An 18348-nucleotide genomic window follows, 5' to 3' on the forward strand; every position below is an offset into this window, starting at 1 on the left:
AGCCTTTCGAGGCTTTAATTTCTAAGTTTTGGCTATAAATTTTAGTTACTGTTAGAAAATAAAGGCTCAAAGCTTGACTCAATCAAAGTTTCAGAATCTTGCTTCGATTATTGTTTTCCGAGAGTGACAAAAGAAAGATAGGTGTGAGGGTGTAAGCGAGCAAAACCCTTACACTCAGTCTCAACAGACAAACTTTGTGCATAAGTCCTAAACATATATTTCTACTCAACTGAAGCTTTAGCGGTTTATGTGGAATTTGCTGAATGACAATATCGGACAAAACGTGCTAAAACCATTGATTAATAGGCATTTTTCTATTTGAAGCTCATACAGTAATTATATTTGGGTTGTGAACAAGGTCTAATGCTGTATAAAGATTTGAGCTTTTAATTTGTTCTTATCTAATTTTATGAACACTGTATTAGCCTTTGAGCATACTTTTAATAATCATTTTAGTTTCATAGCAATCAAGGTTTATGGAATCAGCTTCGCAGCAGTTTGACCCTAAAGATGTCAAAGTTCAGCTTCTTTTAGCTGGAGGACATCAATACACGATTTATTTAAAATCGGATGCGCCTGTACTACATAGTTTATTAACAACAATTGTGGCTCGTGCCTATAAACAAGAATCTGCTTCTCAGACTTTATTTCAAATTCCCATAAATGAAGGTCATTCTGCTTTGTGTTTTTCAAGCGATAACCTTATTGGTATATTGACAGAGCCTCCTATTTGGGTACAGCAAATAGAAGAAGCAAAACCTCAATATCTTGATATTTTAAATTCTAGTTATATACAAATAGATAATTTTTTACCGCCAAACGAACACGAGCGATTGATTAAATATGTTTTAGAGAAAGAGTCAGATTTTGTTCCTACTAGCACTTCCACCAATGATATAGATTATCGCCGCTCAATGGTTCTCTATTCGTTTCCAGAATTTACTGAACTAATTGTCAAGCGCATTCAGGAAATAATTCCTGATGTGATTAGCAAATTAGGGCTGCCATCATTTGCGATATCTCAAATAGAAAGTCAACTGACAGCACATAATGATGGTAATTATTACAAAATACATAATGATAACGGTAGCCCAGAAACAGCTACAAGAGAACTTACATATGTTTATTATTTTTATCGAGAACCAAAGCCATTCTCGGGCGGTGAATTACTAATATATGACAGTAAAATTGAAAATAACTTTTATGTGAATGCAGAGTCTTTTAAAACAGTCGAGCCACGAAACAACAGCATTGTGTTTTTCATCAGCCGATATATGCATGAAGTTAAGCCTGTGATTTGTCCCTCCAAAGCTTTTGCAGATAGCCGTTTCACTATCAATGGCTGGGTACGTCGAACTTGAAAATTGATTGAGTATAAATACCAAAAAATTATTTATTGTTGTTTCCAAATGGAAGGTAATGCCTTCCATTTTTATTTTGTACTTTTCAGTAAATACATTGTTAATTAATATCAGATAGGTAGATTTATATATTAATAAATATGTTTGCGTATGGCTTTAATTTAAATCTATAATAACTATTTAAAAATTCAGTATTTCTTCTGTCTTTTGAGAATTATTACGTCTAGAAAAAATACTGAACAAATCAACCATTTTTACAAAAACAAGACAATTTAAATTTTTAGTTAAGTTAAAAATAAACTATAAAATTTCAGATTTTTTATGCCAAATTAATAATCATTGATAATTCAATAATTGTCTTTGACAAAAGTTTCTTTGAATTATTTTGTTCAGCCTAAAATTATTACCAAGCAAAGAGAGCAAATGCCAAAATATTCAGGTTCAGTAATAACGCACATAGTAGTGGGGCTAGCAACCTTTGCCGTCATTGGTTCAGGTCAAATTACTAGTGCATTTGGCAAACAAGCAACGCCTTCACCAACACCAGCACCTACACAATCACCAGCACCCACGCCTGCACCCGCACCAACGCCTACACCTGCATCTACAGTGCGCTTTGGATTTCAAAATATCACTGGCAATAGTGTTGTTAATGCTGCAACAGGTGAAAGTCAACTGTTTTTAGATGTTACTAAGGGCAGTAAATCCGATCAGGTTTTATTTACGTTCAACAACTTTGGGCAAAAAGCTTCTTCTATAACCCAAATTTATTTTGACCAAACCAAAAATCTGTTAAGCAATATAGCATCAATCACTGATAGCGGTAGTGGTGTGGACTTCGTAAAACCTAATAAAATAGGTACATTACCTGGAAGCAATAATGCTCCTGGAGGTAGGTTTAGCTCAGACTTTTCGGTTGAGGCTAATCAACCAGTCTCACAGATGGGTGTAAATCCTGGCGAATTTGTTAGTGTACTGTTTAATTTAGAGTGCGACATCACATTCGATGACATTATTAAAAGTTTAAAAAATAGTGCTTTGCGTGTTGGATTCCACGTTCAAGCATTCGGTGATGGCGGAAGTGAAGCTTTTACTAATAAAGCAGTAGCAATAACACCAGCACCAGCGCCCGCTCCAGCACCAGCGCCTGCTCCAGCACCAGCGCCTGCTCCAGCGCCCGCGCCTGCTCCAGCACCCGCTCCAGCGCCCGCGCCTGCTCCAGCACCAGCGCCTGCTCCAGCACCAGCGCCTGCTCCAGCGCCAGCGCCTGCTCCAGCACCCGCTCCAGCACCCGCTCCAGCACCCGCGCCTGCTCCAGCACCCGCGCCCGCTCCAGCACCTGCTCCAGCACCTACTCCTATACCATCACCTACAACTTACTATACGCCTACTCCACCAACACCCGTGGCACAGACAGTACCTGAGCCTGGTACGATCGCAGCTTTGGGCTTATTTGCAGCAGGTGCTTTTAGAATTAAGAGAAAAAAGCAACAGGATAACTCACAAACTTAAACAACACTGTTAAGTTTTCATATTAGTTAGATTGGGTTGGGAAGTGGATAAACACGTCTAACCCAATTTTTTGTATGAAGATGATTTGACTTAGTTGCTCAATGCCAGTGTAGATTGCGAGATTGTTATGAGTATTTGGCTGGCTACAAAACACAATAAAGCCACTAGAACAGGTATCAAAGTTCTAAAATTAAGAAGTATGAAATAAATTTGAGGACGTTATGGCTGCCAAAGTAGAAATTTACACCTGGAGGACTTGCCCATTTTGCATCCGTGCCAAAAATTTGTTGGCAGAGAAGGGAATTGAATTCACAGAATACAGTATTGATGGAGATGAAGCTGCACGAGCTAAAATGGCTCAGAGGGCAAACGGAAGACGCTCGTTGCCCCAAATTTTTATCAATGATTCCCATATTGGTGGTTGTGATGACATCCATACTTTAGAAAGTCAAGGCAAGCTAGATGAGCTACTAACTTCCAGCCAGAGTGTGTAGGTTGAGACAGTCTTCAGAGTGCATTTTGTTTCACACAGCAGCAATGTCTGGTGACAAGATGCTAGGCACCAATGCAAATTGGCTGAATCATCAGGGGATAATCTAAATTGAATAACCATTAAACTTCCTGGTGATTGAGGCAAACAGCGTGAAACTGGTTTTTATTATCGATCCCATCCATCAGCTTGACCCATGTCATGACACCAGCGTTGCTCTGATGGAAGCAGCGCAAACCTTAGGACATGAAATTTGGGTGACTCAAGCAAACCTGCTGAGTGTAGTAGAAAGCAAAGCTTGGGCTGTTCTACAGCAAGTAGAACTTGTACCAGTGCAGTTGGTGGAGGGACGTTGGGTAGCGGTAAATTCTTGGTATAAGTTGAGCGATCGCTCTTTCACTTCCCTGGAAACAATGGATGCCGTATTCATGCGGACAGATCCACCAGTCAATGATTCTTACCTCTATGCTACCTACATTCTCGATTACATTGACCAACGCAAAACTTTGGTAATTAACAGTCCCAATGGTATTCGAGGGGCAAACGAAAAAATGTATGCCCTTCAGTTTACCAAAGCAATTCCAGAAACAATCGTCAGTGCCGATAAACAGTTTATCCGGCAATTTGTTGAAGCAAAAGGAGCAGCTGTTCTCAAACCACTGGGTAATAAAGCTGGAGAAGGAATTTTATTTTTACAATCAAGCGATCGCAACTTCAACTCTATAGTCGAACTCAGTACCCTTCAAGGTCGAGTACCTGTTATGGTGCAAACCTATCTACCAGAGGCAAAAGAAGGAGATAAACGGATTATCCTACTCAATGGCGAGCCGATTGGTGCGCTTAATCGTCTTTCTAGTGGGAATGATTTTCGTAATAATATGGCAACAGGTGGCACAGTCGCTCAAACAGAAATTACTTCTAGAGAATATGAAATATGTACCCAAGTAGCTGAACAATTACGCAAAGACGGCTTAATTTTTGTTGGTATTGACGCAATCGGTGGCTACCTTACTGAAGTTAATGTCACTAGTCCGACTGGAGTTCGTGAAATCGACCGATTAAATGGTACTCGTCTTGGTCATCAGGTTATTCAATGGGTTGAACAGACTCTACAAACTAATGCATCGTAAACCAGCCTATATTCAGTCACCTCTGGGTAGTTATCAGAAGCAATACCATCTTGATTTATTTACTTTTGCACCACGTTCAAAAATATGAAACTCACCAAATAGACTTTAGATTGTTGTCTCCCCCAAATAGCTGACAAGACCATTCCCATTTAATATCTAGCCTTGGTCAGTTTATTTTCTATTCTTCATACAACCTGCCTTGGTTATTTATTGCTATGGCACAAAAGACCGAGAACATAGGTGGACGATCGCAACCTTTAAGAAGTATTTCTGCTTTTAGCCATAGATGCTGAGCAGACTAAAGGAGGCAAAAACTTTGGTCAAAACCCTTCGCCCCCGCTTTTCTATTCCAAACATCATAATAGATGGACATCTGAGTCAGCAGACTCTGCGCTAGTTGATTTGATTTGATATGTAGGTAGCATTGACAAGTTTAGTCAGTAATCGCCTGCATCAAAGATTGACAACAAAATTGCCTAACCTTGTCCCTGGTGAAAACCCAGAAATAGGAGATTCTATACAGCACTCAGCTAGACCTGAGACTGCAAATTTCATCTAAAATTTCAAATCCAGAATCACTTAATTCCGTGGTTTATGCCGATTGCGAAGAAAATCAGGAATATCCAAGCCAGATTTTTCTTTGGGTTCCGCAATTGGTGTTGGGGGAGTAGCTGTGGGTGGCTGTGGCGTTGGTCGCTTTGCGGGAGTCACTACTCGCGGTGTAGTCACGTTTTGTTGTGGTGCTGATTGTATTTCGCCTGTGAAACCAGTAGCAATTACGGTAATTCTCACTTCACCCTGTAGCCTGTCATCAATCACCGCCCCAAAAATAATATTGGCGTTGGGATCGACTACTTCATATATTGCTTCTGCGGCAGCATTTACTTCATGCAGGGTGAGATCGCTACCACCAGTAATGTTAAAGACAACTCCTCTAGCTCCTTCAATAGAACTTTCTAATAACGGTGAGGAAATAGCTGCGATCGCAGCTTCTCTAGCTCTTGATTTTCCTGAACTTACACCTATCCCCATCAATGCCGAGCCAGCATCTGCCATCACAGCTCGGACATCGGCAAAGTCAACATTTACCAAACCTGGGATCGTAATGATATCTGAAATTCCTTGTACCCCTTGACGCAGCACATCATCCGCATAGCGAAAAGCTTCTTGCACGGGAGTCTGTTCTGGGATCACTTCCAGCAGCTTGTTGTTGGGAATGATAATCAGTGTATCTACCCGACTTTTTAAACCTTCAATACCTTGTTCCGCTTGACTGGTGCGGCGGCGACCCTCAAAGACAAATGGACGAGTAACTACGCCAACAGTCAGAGCGCCCATTTCTTTTGCTACTTCTGCGACGATTGGGGCTGCACCAGTTCCAGTACCACCTCCCATGCCAGCAGTGATAAATACGAGGTCAGCACCTTCCAATGCCGTGGCAATTTCATCTCTTGATTCCTCAGCTGCCTTTTGACCAATAGCAGGATTGCCGCCAGCTCCCAAACCCCGCGTTAGCTTTTGTCCAATTTGCAACCGACTAGGAGCTCCTGCTAGGGTCAAAGCCTGGGCATCAGTATTAATTGACCAAAACTCCACTCCAGCGACATCAGACTCAATCATGCGGTTAACCGCATTTCCTCCACCACCACCGACACCAATCACTTTAATGTTGGCAACCCGACCAGGAACAATCTCGCCAATGCGGTTATTTTCTGTAGTAATCTTCTTACTGTCGTGGTTTTGCCCGAAGTTCAACCCAGAGTGATTAAAAGGATTGGTCGAGTTAACTGCCAGTGAGAATCCTGATTGCCCCATAGATTGGGAGTTTTTATAGGTCAGCTCTTGGTTATTATCAAGTGTCATTGCATTCAGAAAGGTAGATAAACGACTTTTTCAGGTGTTCTTCACCTAAGAGTCAACTATAGTTTCACACTGCCAAAATCTATGGCACTGTTATTCATTGTTATCACTACTTCCAACCTTAACAGGGTTGGAAGTGCGAAAGTTGGCTATAGGATAAGCCATTCTCGCAGCCGCTTGCACAGCTAATTCTAGAGAAGTATACCTACATTTATCTAAAATTGAACTGTATAACTTCATCGAAATCTTAATTGTTTCACAAATATGTTGCCACGTTGCCAGAATATACCTTAGGTATAAAGCTTGTCCTCCCACTATTCCTGTTAAAGATTTAAATTGGTCATTACTTTTACAACTATCAGTGTTGGTTTCTTGTTCGTGAATAACCGCATACATATTCTGAAAAATGTATATTTTGTTATCAATAAACACAGGCAAACACTGAAAAAAAGAGGTTTTTGCTCCCTGATAATTAATTTTATTGGCTGACCTTCTGCAATCAAATATACATTTAATAACTGCACGAATATCATCCTGCCCAAAATTCTGAGCAAATGGAACAACTTCTAAACGCCTTCCCCAGCTTATCTTGTATGCTTTATTCATGTAGCTAATGATAGGTTTAACCATTGGAGATGATTGCAACTTAAAACACAAAATTCGTCTTCTACTTACCTATATTTCAAGTTTGATGTCAGGAATACTATGCTTATCAGTTATACAACACCTTAATTAATTTGCTGTTTGATGTGCCTGAATAGACACTTGATTGGAGCAATATTTTACTCTATGAAAACCTTTACCAGTGCAATTAACAAACCAGTAATGTCAAAAATATTTTGTAATCCAGCAAGGGTTACAGCACAGAGAAGTTCGAGATAACTGCCTAGCAGCAACACTTACAGAATTTTCCACAACTCCTGGGAAGTCCAGGATACCTTCTTTAGAAAGGTCTAGAGAGCAAAATGGATGGCGGCAAAAACCATCTACTCGACAATAAGTCCATAAAAACCGAGTTTCTAAATGACTAGGGTCGTCAGACTCTTGAAAACGACAAATACTATCAACTCTGCTTGCCACCATTTTCTAGGCTTTTATGGCAGTCTTATCAACTATTAAAGGCTGTTGCAGAAATCATCCATTCTACTGGGAAACGCCCACTAGGTGTCTATACCAGCTTCCTCAAATTGAGATCGCGCATTCTTCTGTTTTACAAACTAAATGCAGTCGCAGATTGGGTAAGCACAATGTATTTGCTAACCACACGCCATCATTCAGATTGTCTAACATATTTCACCCCTCCACTAAAGTTAGGGTAACAATTGTGGTTTTTTAATCTCAAAGGAGATTTAATGATTGCTCCCATCATTTTAATTAATTAGAAGTTAACGCCAATTTTTTGGGGTTACTGGAAAATTGAATATAACAAATATATATATTTATCTATCGGCATAAAACTTCTTAACTATAGTAGGAGCGTTTGATGTATTACATCTACTGGATGTTTCTATGGATTTAGGGAGTTAACTTTCCGATTGTTTTGGTTCACATGTACTAATGGAGATTCAGGATTTTTCAGATCGATATACTCTATTTGACTAGGATTAATTTTTGCTGATAATTGGCGCATTTGGGCAAGTACTTTGATTTGTTGTGGTAACTGGGGACTTGGGGCACCAAGATACACATTTCCTAGTTCAGTTTTCAAAATTAAATTCGTTGGGTCTTGGCAATCAATTTCCGTAACTTTCACAGAACTTTGGCTCAACGTTGGATAAAGCTGACTCCAGTATTGGCGGTATTGTTCTGGCAACCCAATAACTTTGAGACTTGGCAATTTGGCATTTGGATTTACCAACTTGTATTTTTCTAAAGGCATCCATACTCCACTTGCATCTACTAAACCAGCAGACACTTGTTTTTTAGCAGTATTAGTATTTCTTGCTTTGGAACTTTGAGCTACTGCTACAGGAACTCTTTGCTGGATTTCGATGATTAATCCTGGAGGAAAAAGGCGGCGACGAACAGTTGCTTGTGCAATGGTTGGTTGTTGCTTCAAAGAGGCGGCGATCGCAGAAGTTTGAATCCGCCACAAAGACTGGGGATATGAAAGCCTCAGCAGTGACTGAATCGATCCTTCTGGGAGTACTCGATTGCCAGATTTCACCACTATCTGTTTGGGAGCATTTAGTACCCATATTGGTTGGATTGCCACCCACAACAAACCACTGGCCAGACCACTAATGGCAAAGGTTCGCCAAATAGCCTGAATAATCTTCATCTGCCGCTGCCGACGTAATTTCTTACGGCGCTGGGCTAAATCTGCATGGGAAACGGATACTATGCCAGCCATTCAAACCCCTTTTTGCTGTCAGTCTTATTCGTAAGTAGGCTAAAAGCACTGATTAATTACAGTAAACCCTGTTGGTATCTGTTAGCTGCTACTCTCAAGACTTTTTTTACTTTTAGTAGTAACACCTTACAGTAACCTTACTAAGATTTAAGCGCTAGTAATTCTTTATTATCCAAGTTTGTTTGAGTAGCGTACTTGCTTGACGGTTTCCTAAATACTTTGCTGAAAATAATATAGACAATACCCCATCAGCAGCTATCTGAAAATTATAATTTCCAGTAGCTTTTTCTACTACGGTAACTAATACACATAAGTTAATAAGCAGTCAAGTAAAAGCTTAAAGATTGTCACAAGCTCAACCGCAGCTGTAAAAAAGACAGATATACTGTACGTATCAGGCACAATTGAATCTCTACCATGGTACTGACAGTTGCTTGCAGCGATCGCGCTAAGAGTAATGATCCCCGCAACATCCAAATTGCGATTTAATGACGTACCTACACAACTGGCTAGAGATATTTGGGTATAAAGAAGGACAAAAGACAGCATCTACATGAGAAATACACTGAACTTGTCACGCTTTTATAAAGCATGTAACCCTAGCTACACGCTAAATATGGGTAATCTGCTCGATCGGCAGTACTACATAGATTTTGCTGATGTACGCGGTTGCAAGATTGTTGAAGAATTGCAACGTACCATTAGCCGTATTTCTCCAGATGAGCCAACGTGCCAATTATTTACAGGTCATATTGGCTGTGGTAAGTCAACGGAGTTACAGCGCCTGAAAGCAGAACTAGAAATAGCAGGATTTCATGTCGTTTATTTTGAGTCCAGCCAAGACTTGGATATGGCGGATATCGATGTCAGTGATATTTTGCTGAGTGTAGCCCGTCAAGTCAGTGTTAGTTTAGAAGCGATCAGCATCAAACTCAAACCTAGTTACTTTATTAATCTGTTTAAAGAAATTGGGGATTTCCTGCAAAGCCCAATAGAGCTTTCAGGACAAGCAGAGTTGTCCTTGGGCATTGCCAAAATTACAGCCAAAACCAAAGATAGCGCCCAGTTACGCAATCAACTAAGGCAATATCTAGAACCACGTACCAATAGTATTTTGCAAGCGATCAACGAAGAGGTATTAGAAAAAGCCGTTGAACAGCTAAAACTGCGAGGTCAAAAAGGACTGGTAGTGATTGTAGATAACTTAGATAGAGTGGATATGCGTCCTGTTGCATCTGGGCGGACACAACCAGAATATCTCTTTATTGACCGAGGAGAGCAGTTACGCCGACTCAAATGCCACGTAGTTTACACAATTCCGCTAGCGTTAATTTTCTCTAATGAGTATGAAACACTCAAAAATCGCTTGGGGGGAGGTATTGCTCCTAAAGTATTACCGATGGTGCGAGTGCGACAAAGAGATGGTAGCGACTACGAACCTGGGATGTCACTATTATGCCAGCTAGTACTAGCAAGGGCTTTTCCCGAAGTGCCTTCCAATGAAAGGCTATTATTAATTACAGAGTTATTCGACCACCTGGAAACCCTAGATCGTATATGTCGCGTCAGTGGTGGACACATCCGTAACTTATTGGGTTTACTTTATAGCTGCCTTCAGCGACAAGATCCACCTTTTTCCAGAGACTGCTTAGAAGCAGTGATTAAAGACTACCGTGACGATCTGCTATTAGCTATTGATGAGTACCAGTGGGAATTACTATTTGAAGTAGTGCAGCAGCAAAGCGTTAAAGGTGAGTCTGACTACCAGAGCTTATTGCGAAGTATGTATTTGTTTGAATACCGCGATCCCCTTGGTCGTTGGTTTGGTATTAGTCCAGCATTGGCAGAGACAGAAAAAGTCATTGCTTGGCAGTACAAAAAGTAGTCAATAGTCCAAAAGCGTTCATCAATCCTTTGTTTTTTGAAAAAGGATTGATGAACGATGATTAATGCCTTTTATGTGACATTTTTATATTTACCTTATAGCCCGATTTTTAATTATGACAAATTGGCAATTCACAACAGCGATCGCCAACAATAATAAACATTCTCTGCAAAGACTAGTTCGGGCAATCAAGCTCTCCAAAGGTCAATTTGCACTGATTTTAGTCCGGTGCAACTATGGGCAATTACGCGAGCAAATGCTGGACAATCTCCGCTATCTTAGCAAAGATATTAATTTAACAGAGATATTACTTCAACCATCAACTACCACTTTACACACTACAATAGCTTCTCAAGTATTTCTAGATCGTTCTGCTGTCGTTACAGATTTACCATCAGCTGTAATGGTTTTTGGTCTAGAGTCTGTTACAACTCTCGATGACTTACTTACTAATATCAACCAAGCAAGAGATATCTATGCAGCTAATTTTCCTTTTCCACTAGTATTATGGCTAAGAGATGAAGTAGCATCATTACTTGCCAGATTAGCGCCTGATTTTAAAAGCTGGGCTGCAACTACTATCAAATTTGAAATGACAAAAGAAGATTTAATTGCCTTAATTCGGCATGAAACAGAATCTCTTTTTGTCAAAGTTTTAGAGGCAGGTGCTGAAAGGTTTTTATCTAATGCTGCCCTTGATTTAGCTCCCAAATGCCAACACCGCTATGAAATTGAGTCAGCGCGTAATGATTTGCTGCGTCTCTACAGCGTCCAATTAGGCCCCGGATTAGAAGCTAGTTTAGAATTTGTGCTAGGGCGAGATAAATATGCCAACGATAAAATTAATGGTGCTTTAGCCCATTATCAAAGAAGCTTAGCTTTGTGGCAACAGGAAGCTAAAAGAGAGAAAGAAGTAGTTCAGGAAATAGGAGATATAAAACGTAATTCTCCTTATCAAATTTGGCAGGCAATAGTGTTATTTCACCTGGGATTGTGTTATCGCCGGATGGCAGATTTACACCAAGGTGCTAACAGTAGCTATTGGCAACATGCTCTGTTGTGGTTTAAACAATGCCTTGATGTATTAAAAGACACACAAAGACAAGATTTAGTTGCCAAATTTATTTTGCCTGCTTGTGAAATGCTGCAACACATGCAAGCTTGGGAAGAGTTAAAAGAATTAGCGCAAGAATCTTTGCATTTGCATGAAACCTATGGTCACGTCGCGCAAATTGCTCAAGATTATGGTTTTTTAGCATCTGTAGCTGCTTCTGAGTCCAATTGGATATTAGCTCATGATTTAGCAAATACGGCACTTTTGATCGCAGATCGGGAAACAGATGTTTCACGACAGCAGGAAAGCTGGTATCTCTTATTGCTAGCACGTACACAACGGCATTTGGGTAAGTGTGAAGAAGCTATCACTAATCTGGAATGGGCCAGGGTAGTTTGTGAGCTACAGTACGAGCCATCACTTTATTTAGAGATTTTAGAGGAATTGCGATCGCTCTACTTTTTTGAGCGTCATGACTACACAGAAGCTTTTAGCCTCAAACAAGAAAAAATCCAAATAGAACATCAGTACGGTTTTCGTGCTTTCATCGGTGCTAGTCAATTACAACCGCAACGCTACAGAATTAATCCTGTTTTAGAACAGCAAAAAATACCATTTATGCCCGAAGAAGTTGCTCAAGAAATAGCAGCTTCCGGACGGCAACAAGATGTCAATCGTTTGATTGAAAGAATAAACCGTGCTGATTATAAACTCACGGTAATACATGGACCATCAGGCGTAGGTAAAAGTTCAATTCTCAAGGCTGGTTTAGTACCAGCTTTAAAGGGCAAGACAATTGGTGAACGCATTCCTTTACCCATTGTTTTATCTGGATATACTGACTGGATTACAGCTTTGGGACGCAGTGTTAACCAAGCAATAGCACAGACAGGAATACCAATTGCTATAGAATTTACACCCACTATAATAATTGAAAAACTTCGGTTAGCTGCCGAGCGAAAGCATACAATAGTTCTCATTTTTGACCAATTTGAAGAATTTTTCTTTATTAGTAATATTCCTCAAAGAACAAAGTTTTATAAGTTTTTCAGCGAATGTTTAAATATTCCCTATGTGAAAATGATTCTCTGTTTGCGAGAAGATTATTTACATTATTTATTAGAATTTGAACGCTTGAGCAAGGAAAAAAGTGATGGTTTATATGATTTAGGTGTAATTAACAAAAATATTCTTGATAAAGATATTCGCTACTATTTGGGAAAATTTTCTATTGAGGATACAATCGGCATAATTCACAGTTTTACTCAACGTTCCCACTATGAAATAAGTGATGAGTTAATTCACAAGTTAGTGCAGGATTTAGCAGGAGAAATAGAAGAAGTACATCCGATTGAATTACAAATAGTTGGTGCTCAACTCCAATCAGAAAGTATTACCACACTCCAACAGTATAAGCTTTGCGGTGGCTCGAAAAAACTAGTTGAACGCTGGCTAGAAGAAGTGATTAAAGATTGCGGTCAAGAAAATGAAGATTTGAGTTGGAAGTTATTATTTGAGTTAACTGATGAAAAGGGCACACGACCATTAAAAACAAAAGTTGATTTGGCAGGTGCATTGAGAAAGAATCTTAATAGTGTATTTAACTTTGAATCAATCTGGGAATTAATTTTAGAAATTTTAGTAGGTTCGGGGTTAGTATTAAGGCTACGAGAAGAATTAGGCGATCGCTACCAGTTAGTTCATGATTATTTAGTAGAACCAATTCGCCAAAAAAATAACTATGGTTTATTTGCTGAACTAGAAAAAGTTAGATTTGAAAAAAATAAAGCTGAAGTAGCCCAAAAGCTTTCTCAAGAGCAGCTTACATGTGTTTTACAACGTCGACTGCGAGAAGCCCGAATAGCAGGCATATTGCTGGCAATGATGGGAGGAACAATCGCCGCATTGTGGTGGCAAGCCGATTTGCAAAAAAGGGCAGCAATTCGCCAAACTATCAGAGCTGAACGCAGCGAAACCAACTTGAAAATTAGTACCATCGCCGCATCTAGTGAAGCTCTGTTTGCCTCTAATAAAGAATTTGATGCCCTGTTAGAAAGTTTACGGGCTTGGAAAAAACTCAAACAAGTAGATGTAGTCCAACCAGAAACCCGGATGCGAGTGGTGACAGCACTGCAACAGGCAGTTTATGGGGTAACGGAGTTAAACCGCTTGGAGGGGCATACGGATATTGTCTGGAGTATCACTTTCAGTCCCGATGGTCAGTTACTGGCATCAGGTAGTGGCGATCATACTGTGAAGTTGTGGCATCCTGACGGTGCTTTACTTCAAACCCTCAAAGGTCATACAGCTGCTATTAGCAGCGTAAGTTTTAGCCCTGACGGTCAAAGCCTAGCTTCAGCAAGTCTCGATAAAACTGTAAAAATCTGGCATAAAAACCCGATTACAGGAGAATTTGACTCTCAGCCATCCAAAACCCTATCAGGACAAGAAGATTGGGTTTATAGCGTGAGTTTTAGTCCTGATGGGGAGTTGCTAGCTACTGGCAATAAAGATAAAACAATTAAGCTCTGGCGTAGGGACGGTAGCTTAGTCAAAATACTCAAAGGACATCAAGGGTGGGTTAACTGGGTAAGCTTCAGTCCAGATGGTCAATTCATTGCCTCAGCAAGTGACGACAAAACAGTGAAAATTTGGCGGCGAGATGGTACTCTAGTCAAAACTTTGTACGGGCATCAGCAGGGTGTAACTGTTGTCATTTTCAGCCCTGATGGAAAACTGCTAGCGTCAGCAGGTCGAGACAAAACAATTAAACTTTGGCAGCAGCAAAGCATTAATCGAGATAGCTTGGCTTTTCGTGCCTACAAAACCTTACAGCAGCATACCAGTATAGTTTGGAGCCTGAGCTTCAGTTCTGATGGTCAAAAGTTAGCTTCAGGAAGTGATGACAATACCATCAACCTCTGGAGTATAACTGGCACATTACTTAAAACCTTCAAAGGACACAGCGATGCCGTTGCCAGCGTGGCTTTTAGTCCAAATAACAAACTGCTGGCATCAGGAAGTTATGACAAAACTGTGAAATTATGGAGTCTTGATGCTCCCACACTACCCATTCTTCGGGGTCATCAGGAGCGAGTGTTGAGCGTCGCTTGGAGTCCTGATGGTTATATGCTGGCTTCTAGCAGTCGCGATCGCACAGTGAAGCTCTGGCGACGAGATGCTAGTAGTGGCGAAATCCAAACCCGACTCTACAAAACTCTGGTGGGACATACTGAGAGAGTTCCCAGTGTCAGCTTCGATCCCAAAGGTAAAATCCTGGCATCAGGAAGTTATGACAAAACTGTGAAACTTTGGCGGCGCGACGGTACTTTGCTCAAGACTCTCCAAGGACATAGTGATAGCGTCATGAGTGTTAGTTTTAGCCCTGATGGACAGTTACTGGCATCAGCGAGTAAAGATAAAACGGTGAAACTTTGGAACCGTCAGGGCACTTTACTCAAAACCTTGGTAGGGCATCAAGGTTGGGTGAATAGTGTCAATTTCAGTCCCGATGGTCAAGTTCTCGCCTCTGCCAGTGATGACCAAACAGTCAAACTTTGGCGGCATGATGGTACTTTAATTAAAACTTTTTCACCCCATGAGAGTTGGGTCTTAGGTGTCAGTTTCAGTCCCACTGACCAGTTGCTAGCTTCTGCTAGTTGGGACAACACAGTCAGATTGTGGCGACGAGACGGTACGTTGTTAAAAACGTTGTTAAAGGGATATAGCGATAGCGTCAATGCCGTTACTTTTAGTCCCAATGGTAAATTGCTTGCCGCCGCCAGTTGGGACAGTACAGTCAAACTCTGGAGCCGTGAGGGCAAATTGATTAAAACCCTCAACGGTCATCACGCCCCAGTGTTAAGTGTCAGCTTTAGCCCAGATGGTCAAACACTGGCATCGGCTAGTGACGATAAGACGATAATTTTGTGGAATTTACATCTTGATGACCTGCTCGTGCGTGGTTGTAACTGGGTAGGTGATTACCTCAAGCACAACCACAATGTTGAAGCACGCGATCGCTTGCTTTGTGATGATATCAACCGCAAACGCTAAATGTAAAAGTTAGTTGTCAGTTGTCAGTTATTAGAAGGCAAAAGGCAAGAATCAGTGGTTATTCTCCACGTCCCCGCGTCTCTACGTCCCCGCGTCACCGCGTCTCCCTCATTTCCTCCCCAGTCCCTAGTTCATTTTTCAAAACTCCAAACTTGTTTCCAACTGACCAGCCAAAGGAGCATCGCTGTTCAGCAAATCATCGCTGTTTTTCAGTTCACTTTTCTCTTCTCCAACTTGTTGTGGCAAATTTGCTAAAAAGGCTTGCAGCCTCATGCGCTCAATATAAGGCCAGCCACCTTCAGACTCAATATCTTTCAGTAGCGCGTAGAGTTGCTGACGATTATCAGGCAAACTCTCTTGAAAAGCACCATCCCGAATCTCTCGGTGTAACTGCTCCAACTGCCGTAGCAAGTTCAAAAGAGCTATGGCATCACCTTGACAAATTGTAGCTACATCATGTACTACAGTGGCGAGCGTTTGCAGTTGCTCGGTTAATTTCTCGGATTCAAAACTCTTATTGTTGCTCACACTACCCTCTCTATAGAAATTAGGACTACTCAAATTTACTCAAGATTGTTAGTTTTCACTCGCTGTCATAGGTCTGGCAGCATAATCTCAAGCACAGGGAGATTAGGCTTCTGGAAGCTTCTGGAGGTAGGTTTTTTGCCACTTACCCTCCTTATTTTGAATCTGAATCATCAACAGTAGCTATCACCTCAAAAAGCCCGCAGTGTCGTTCAGGGAAGCCTCCACGGGAGCTAGATGCGATCGCGACTTATTATTTAAAGCTAGAGTGCTTTGATTTTGAGTTAAAAAAAATCGTATGATCTGGCTGATTTCCCCATAAAGCAATGGGCTGTATGTAGTGACGACACATACATAATACAGAACGACTGGAGCGATGCCGCAAATGCCATAGGCATTCGCAAAGCGCGAAGTAAAAAAATCTTCGCGTTCCTCAAAGCACGCACTTATGTGGCTCTGTATTAGGACGTACTTTTTTACGTACCGAAACCCTACGGTGCAGTTTTACAACTTAGATATTAATTTTTGACATTGAGGTTGACCATGAGGTATCGCGCTTTAATTGTTGCATTCTTGGCTTTGTGCCTGGGGTTACTGACTGCTTGTAGTGACGGTCCTTCTACTAGCAGTAGGGATGTACTCACTTACGAACAAATTAGAGGTACTGGCTTGGCTAACAAATGCCCCCAACTAGCAGAGACAAGGCGTGGTTCTATTCCCCTTGACTCTAGCCAGTCCTATACCATCAAAGAACTCTGCTTGGAACCAACCACTTTCTTTGTGAAAGAAGAACCTGCTAATAAACGGCAAACAGCAGAATTCGTGTCTGGTAAATTGTTAACTAGGTATACTTCCACCATTGACCAAGTTCAAGGTGACCTAAAAATCAACTCAGATAATAGTCTGACATTTGTGGAAACAGATGGTCTTGACTTCCAAGCTATCACCGTACAACTTCCTGGTGGTGAGCGAGTACCTTTCCTCTTCACCATTAAAAACTTGGTTGCTCAAACTCAACCCGGTTCGGCTAGTATCAACACCTCCACAGATTTTGAAGGCAATTTCAAAGTTCCTTCCTATCGTGGTGCTGCCTTTTTAGATCCTAAAGGTCGCGGTGTTGTCTCTGGTTACGATAATGCTGTGGCTCTGCCTGCTCAAGCAGATGATGAAGAACTCACCCGCACTAACGTCAAGCGTGCTGAAATTCTCAATGGCAAGATTTCTCTGCAAGTAGCCAAAATAGATAGCGCTAGTGGTGAAATTGCTGGCACTTTTGAGAGTGAGCAACCATCTGACACCGATTTAGGTGCTGGCGAACCCAAAGAAGTCAAGATTCGGGGTTTGTTTTACGCTCGGGTTGAACCAAATCGTGGCTAAATTCTCTTGCGTACAGCTACTTGCTAGAACTCAAAACTGAAATTTTGTACTTATCAGGCTTCATCGTCAGAGTTAAAGCCTTTGCCCCCTTTTTCTAGCTACGTGTATACACAAGTCCTAGAATCATTTTTTGATCGGGTTTAATCCTTACTAGCTCAGGTTTCCTGATTCTCAAACGATTATCCAGAATTCTTACTAATTGAGAATTATCTGATGAAGAATCAAAAGTTTCAGAAAATAACTTTCTGCCAATCCGACTAGTTATACAGATGTGTACACCGTAGCTTTTTTAGTGGTCAATGGATTTTTGACTAATTTGACTAAGATGGCAATAGACTGATTGATAAAAAGGGCTAGATGCCCTTTTTTTATTGGCTAATACCATTTTGAAGTTGAGATTATGAAAGATTTACTAGGTAAGCTTTTTAGCTTTTCATCTGTGGCAATCATTTTTCAAATTGGTATAATTCTAGTTGCTCAACCTGAGGAACAAAAATCAGATATTGGTGTTTGAAAATGCTAATATTTTACGCACAGTTGTACTTACTTTCTTCACGGTGCAAAATTACCTATTTATTTTTTATTCCTGCGTATCCCACCCTTAGGATTCTACTTTGCAGTACCTGTCTTCGTGTTTATGCAGTTCATTAAATTAGGTATCCTTTGGGCGGGAAGAGAATAGTTATTTTAAAGATTCTATAAAACATATTTAATACTTACCGTAACTTTACTGAGAAACAAAGTC

General features: G+C 40.7%; 12 protein-coding genes. 7 read left to right on the forward strand and 5 right to left on the reverse strand.

Annotated features, from left to right (window positions below; translation table 11 throughout):
• Window positions 1–476 precede the first annotated feature (476 nt).
• The 4 genes from RMY31_RS32660 to gshB all read left to right on the forward strand — a co-directional run bounded on the left by RMY31_RS32660 (window position 477) and on the right by gshB (window position 4493).
• Complete coding sequence (locus RMY31_RS32660; protein WP_322662021.1) at window positions 477–1361, forward strand: 2OG-Fe(II) oxygenase; 885 nt, start codon at window positions 477–479, stop codon at window positions 1359–1361.
• 423 nt (window positions 1362–1784) lie between these two features.
• Window positions 1785–2873 (forward strand): PEP-CTERM sorting domain-containing protein, encoded by a 1089-nt coding sequence (locus tag RMY31_RS32665; RefSeq protein WP_409879086.1) that lies wholly within the window; start codon window positions 1785–1787, stop codon window positions 2871–2873.
• Between the two features lie 221 nt (window positions 2874–3094).
• On the forward strand, window positions 3095–3367 hold the full coding sequence (grxC, locus tag RMY31_RS32670) for a glutaredoxin 3 (RefSeq protein WP_322662018.1): 273 nt from the start codon (window positions 3095–3097) through the stop codon (window positions 3365–3367).
• A 148-nt stretch (window positions 3368–3515) separates the two neighbouring features.
• Window positions 3516–4493, forward strand: coding sequence for a glutathione synthase (gene gshB / locus RMY31_RS32675; RefSeq protein WP_322662015.1), 978 nt, complete (start codon window positions 3516–3518; stop codon window positions 4491–4493).
• Window positions 4494–5072: 579 nt separating this feature from the next.
• Here gshB and ftsZ read toward each other — a convergent pair.
• From ftsZ to RMY31_RS32695, 4 genes are all read right to left on the reverse strand, one after another.
• Window positions 5073–6356, reverse strand: a complete 1284-nt coding sequence (gene ftsZ, locus RMY31_RS32680; protein ID WP_322662014.1) for a cell division protein FtsZ — start codon at window positions 6354–6356, stop codon at window positions 5073–5075.
• A 90-nt stretch (window positions 6357–6446) separates the two neighbouring features.
• Window positions 6447–6983 (reverse strand): hypothetical protein, encoded by a 537-nt coding sequence (locus RMY31_RS32685; protein WP_322662012.1) that lies wholly within the window; start codon window positions 6981–6983, stop codon window positions 6447–6449.
• Between the two features lie 198 nt (window positions 6984–7181).
• Window positions 7182–7436: a hypothetical protein gene (locus tag RMY31_RS32690; RefSeq protein ID WP_322662010.1), complete on the reverse strand. Its 255-nt coding sequence runs from the start codon at window positions 7434–7436 to the stop codon at window positions 7182–7184.
• Window positions 7437–7860: 424 nt separating this feature from the next.
• On the reverse strand, window positions 7861–8706 hold the full coding sequence (locus tag RMY31_RS32695) for a cell division protein FtsQ/DivIB (RefSeq protein WP_322662008.1): 846 nt from the start codon (window positions 8704–8706) through the stop codon (window positions 7861–7863).
• Between the two features lie 553 nt (window positions 8707–9259).
• Between RMY31_RS32695 and RMY31_RS32700 the strand changes: the two genes are divergently transcribed.
• Together RMY31_RS32700 and RMY31_RS32705 are read left to right on the forward strand one after the other, a co-directional pair.
• Window positions 9260–10591 (forward strand): P-loop NTPase fold protein, encoded by a 1332-nt coding sequence (locus RMY31_RS32700; RefSeq protein WP_322662005.1) that lies wholly within the window; start codon window positions 9260–9262, stop codon window positions 10589–10591.
• Window positions 10592–10706: 115 nt separating this feature from the next.
• The gene (locus RMY31_RS32705; protein WP_322662000.1) at window positions 10707–15701 is read left to right on the forward strand and encodes a hypothetical protein; all 4995 of its coding nucleotides are present in this window, start codon (window positions 10707–10709) and stop codon (window positions 15699–15701) included.
• 138 nt (window positions 15702–15839) lie between these two features.
• On the opposite strand, the gene RMY31_RS32710 is transcribed toward RMY31_RS32705, so the two are convergent.
• The gene (locus RMY31_RS32710) at window positions 15840–16229 is read right to left on the reverse strand and encodes a hypothetical protein (protein ID WP_322661998.1); all 390 of its coding nucleotides are present in this window, start codon (window positions 16227–16229) and stop codon (window positions 15840–15842) included.
• Window positions 16230–16769: 540 nt separating this feature from the next.
• Here RMY31_RS32710 and RMY31_RS32715 point away from each other — a divergent pair.
• Window positions 16770–17603: a photosystem II manganese-stabilizing polypeptide gene (locus RMY31_RS32715; protein ID WP_322661996.1), complete on the forward strand. Its 834-nt coding sequence runs from the start codon at window positions 16770–16772 to the stop codon at window positions 17601–17603.
• The last annotated feature ends 745 nt before the right edge of the window (window positions 17604–18348 follow it).

Origin of the sequence: Dendronalium sp. ChiSLP03b (genome assembly GCF_034531165.2) — a bacterium.
Classification (GTDB): Bacteria; Cyanobacteriota; Cyanobacteriia; order Cyanobacteriales; family Nostocaceae; genus Dendronalium; species Dendronalium minutum.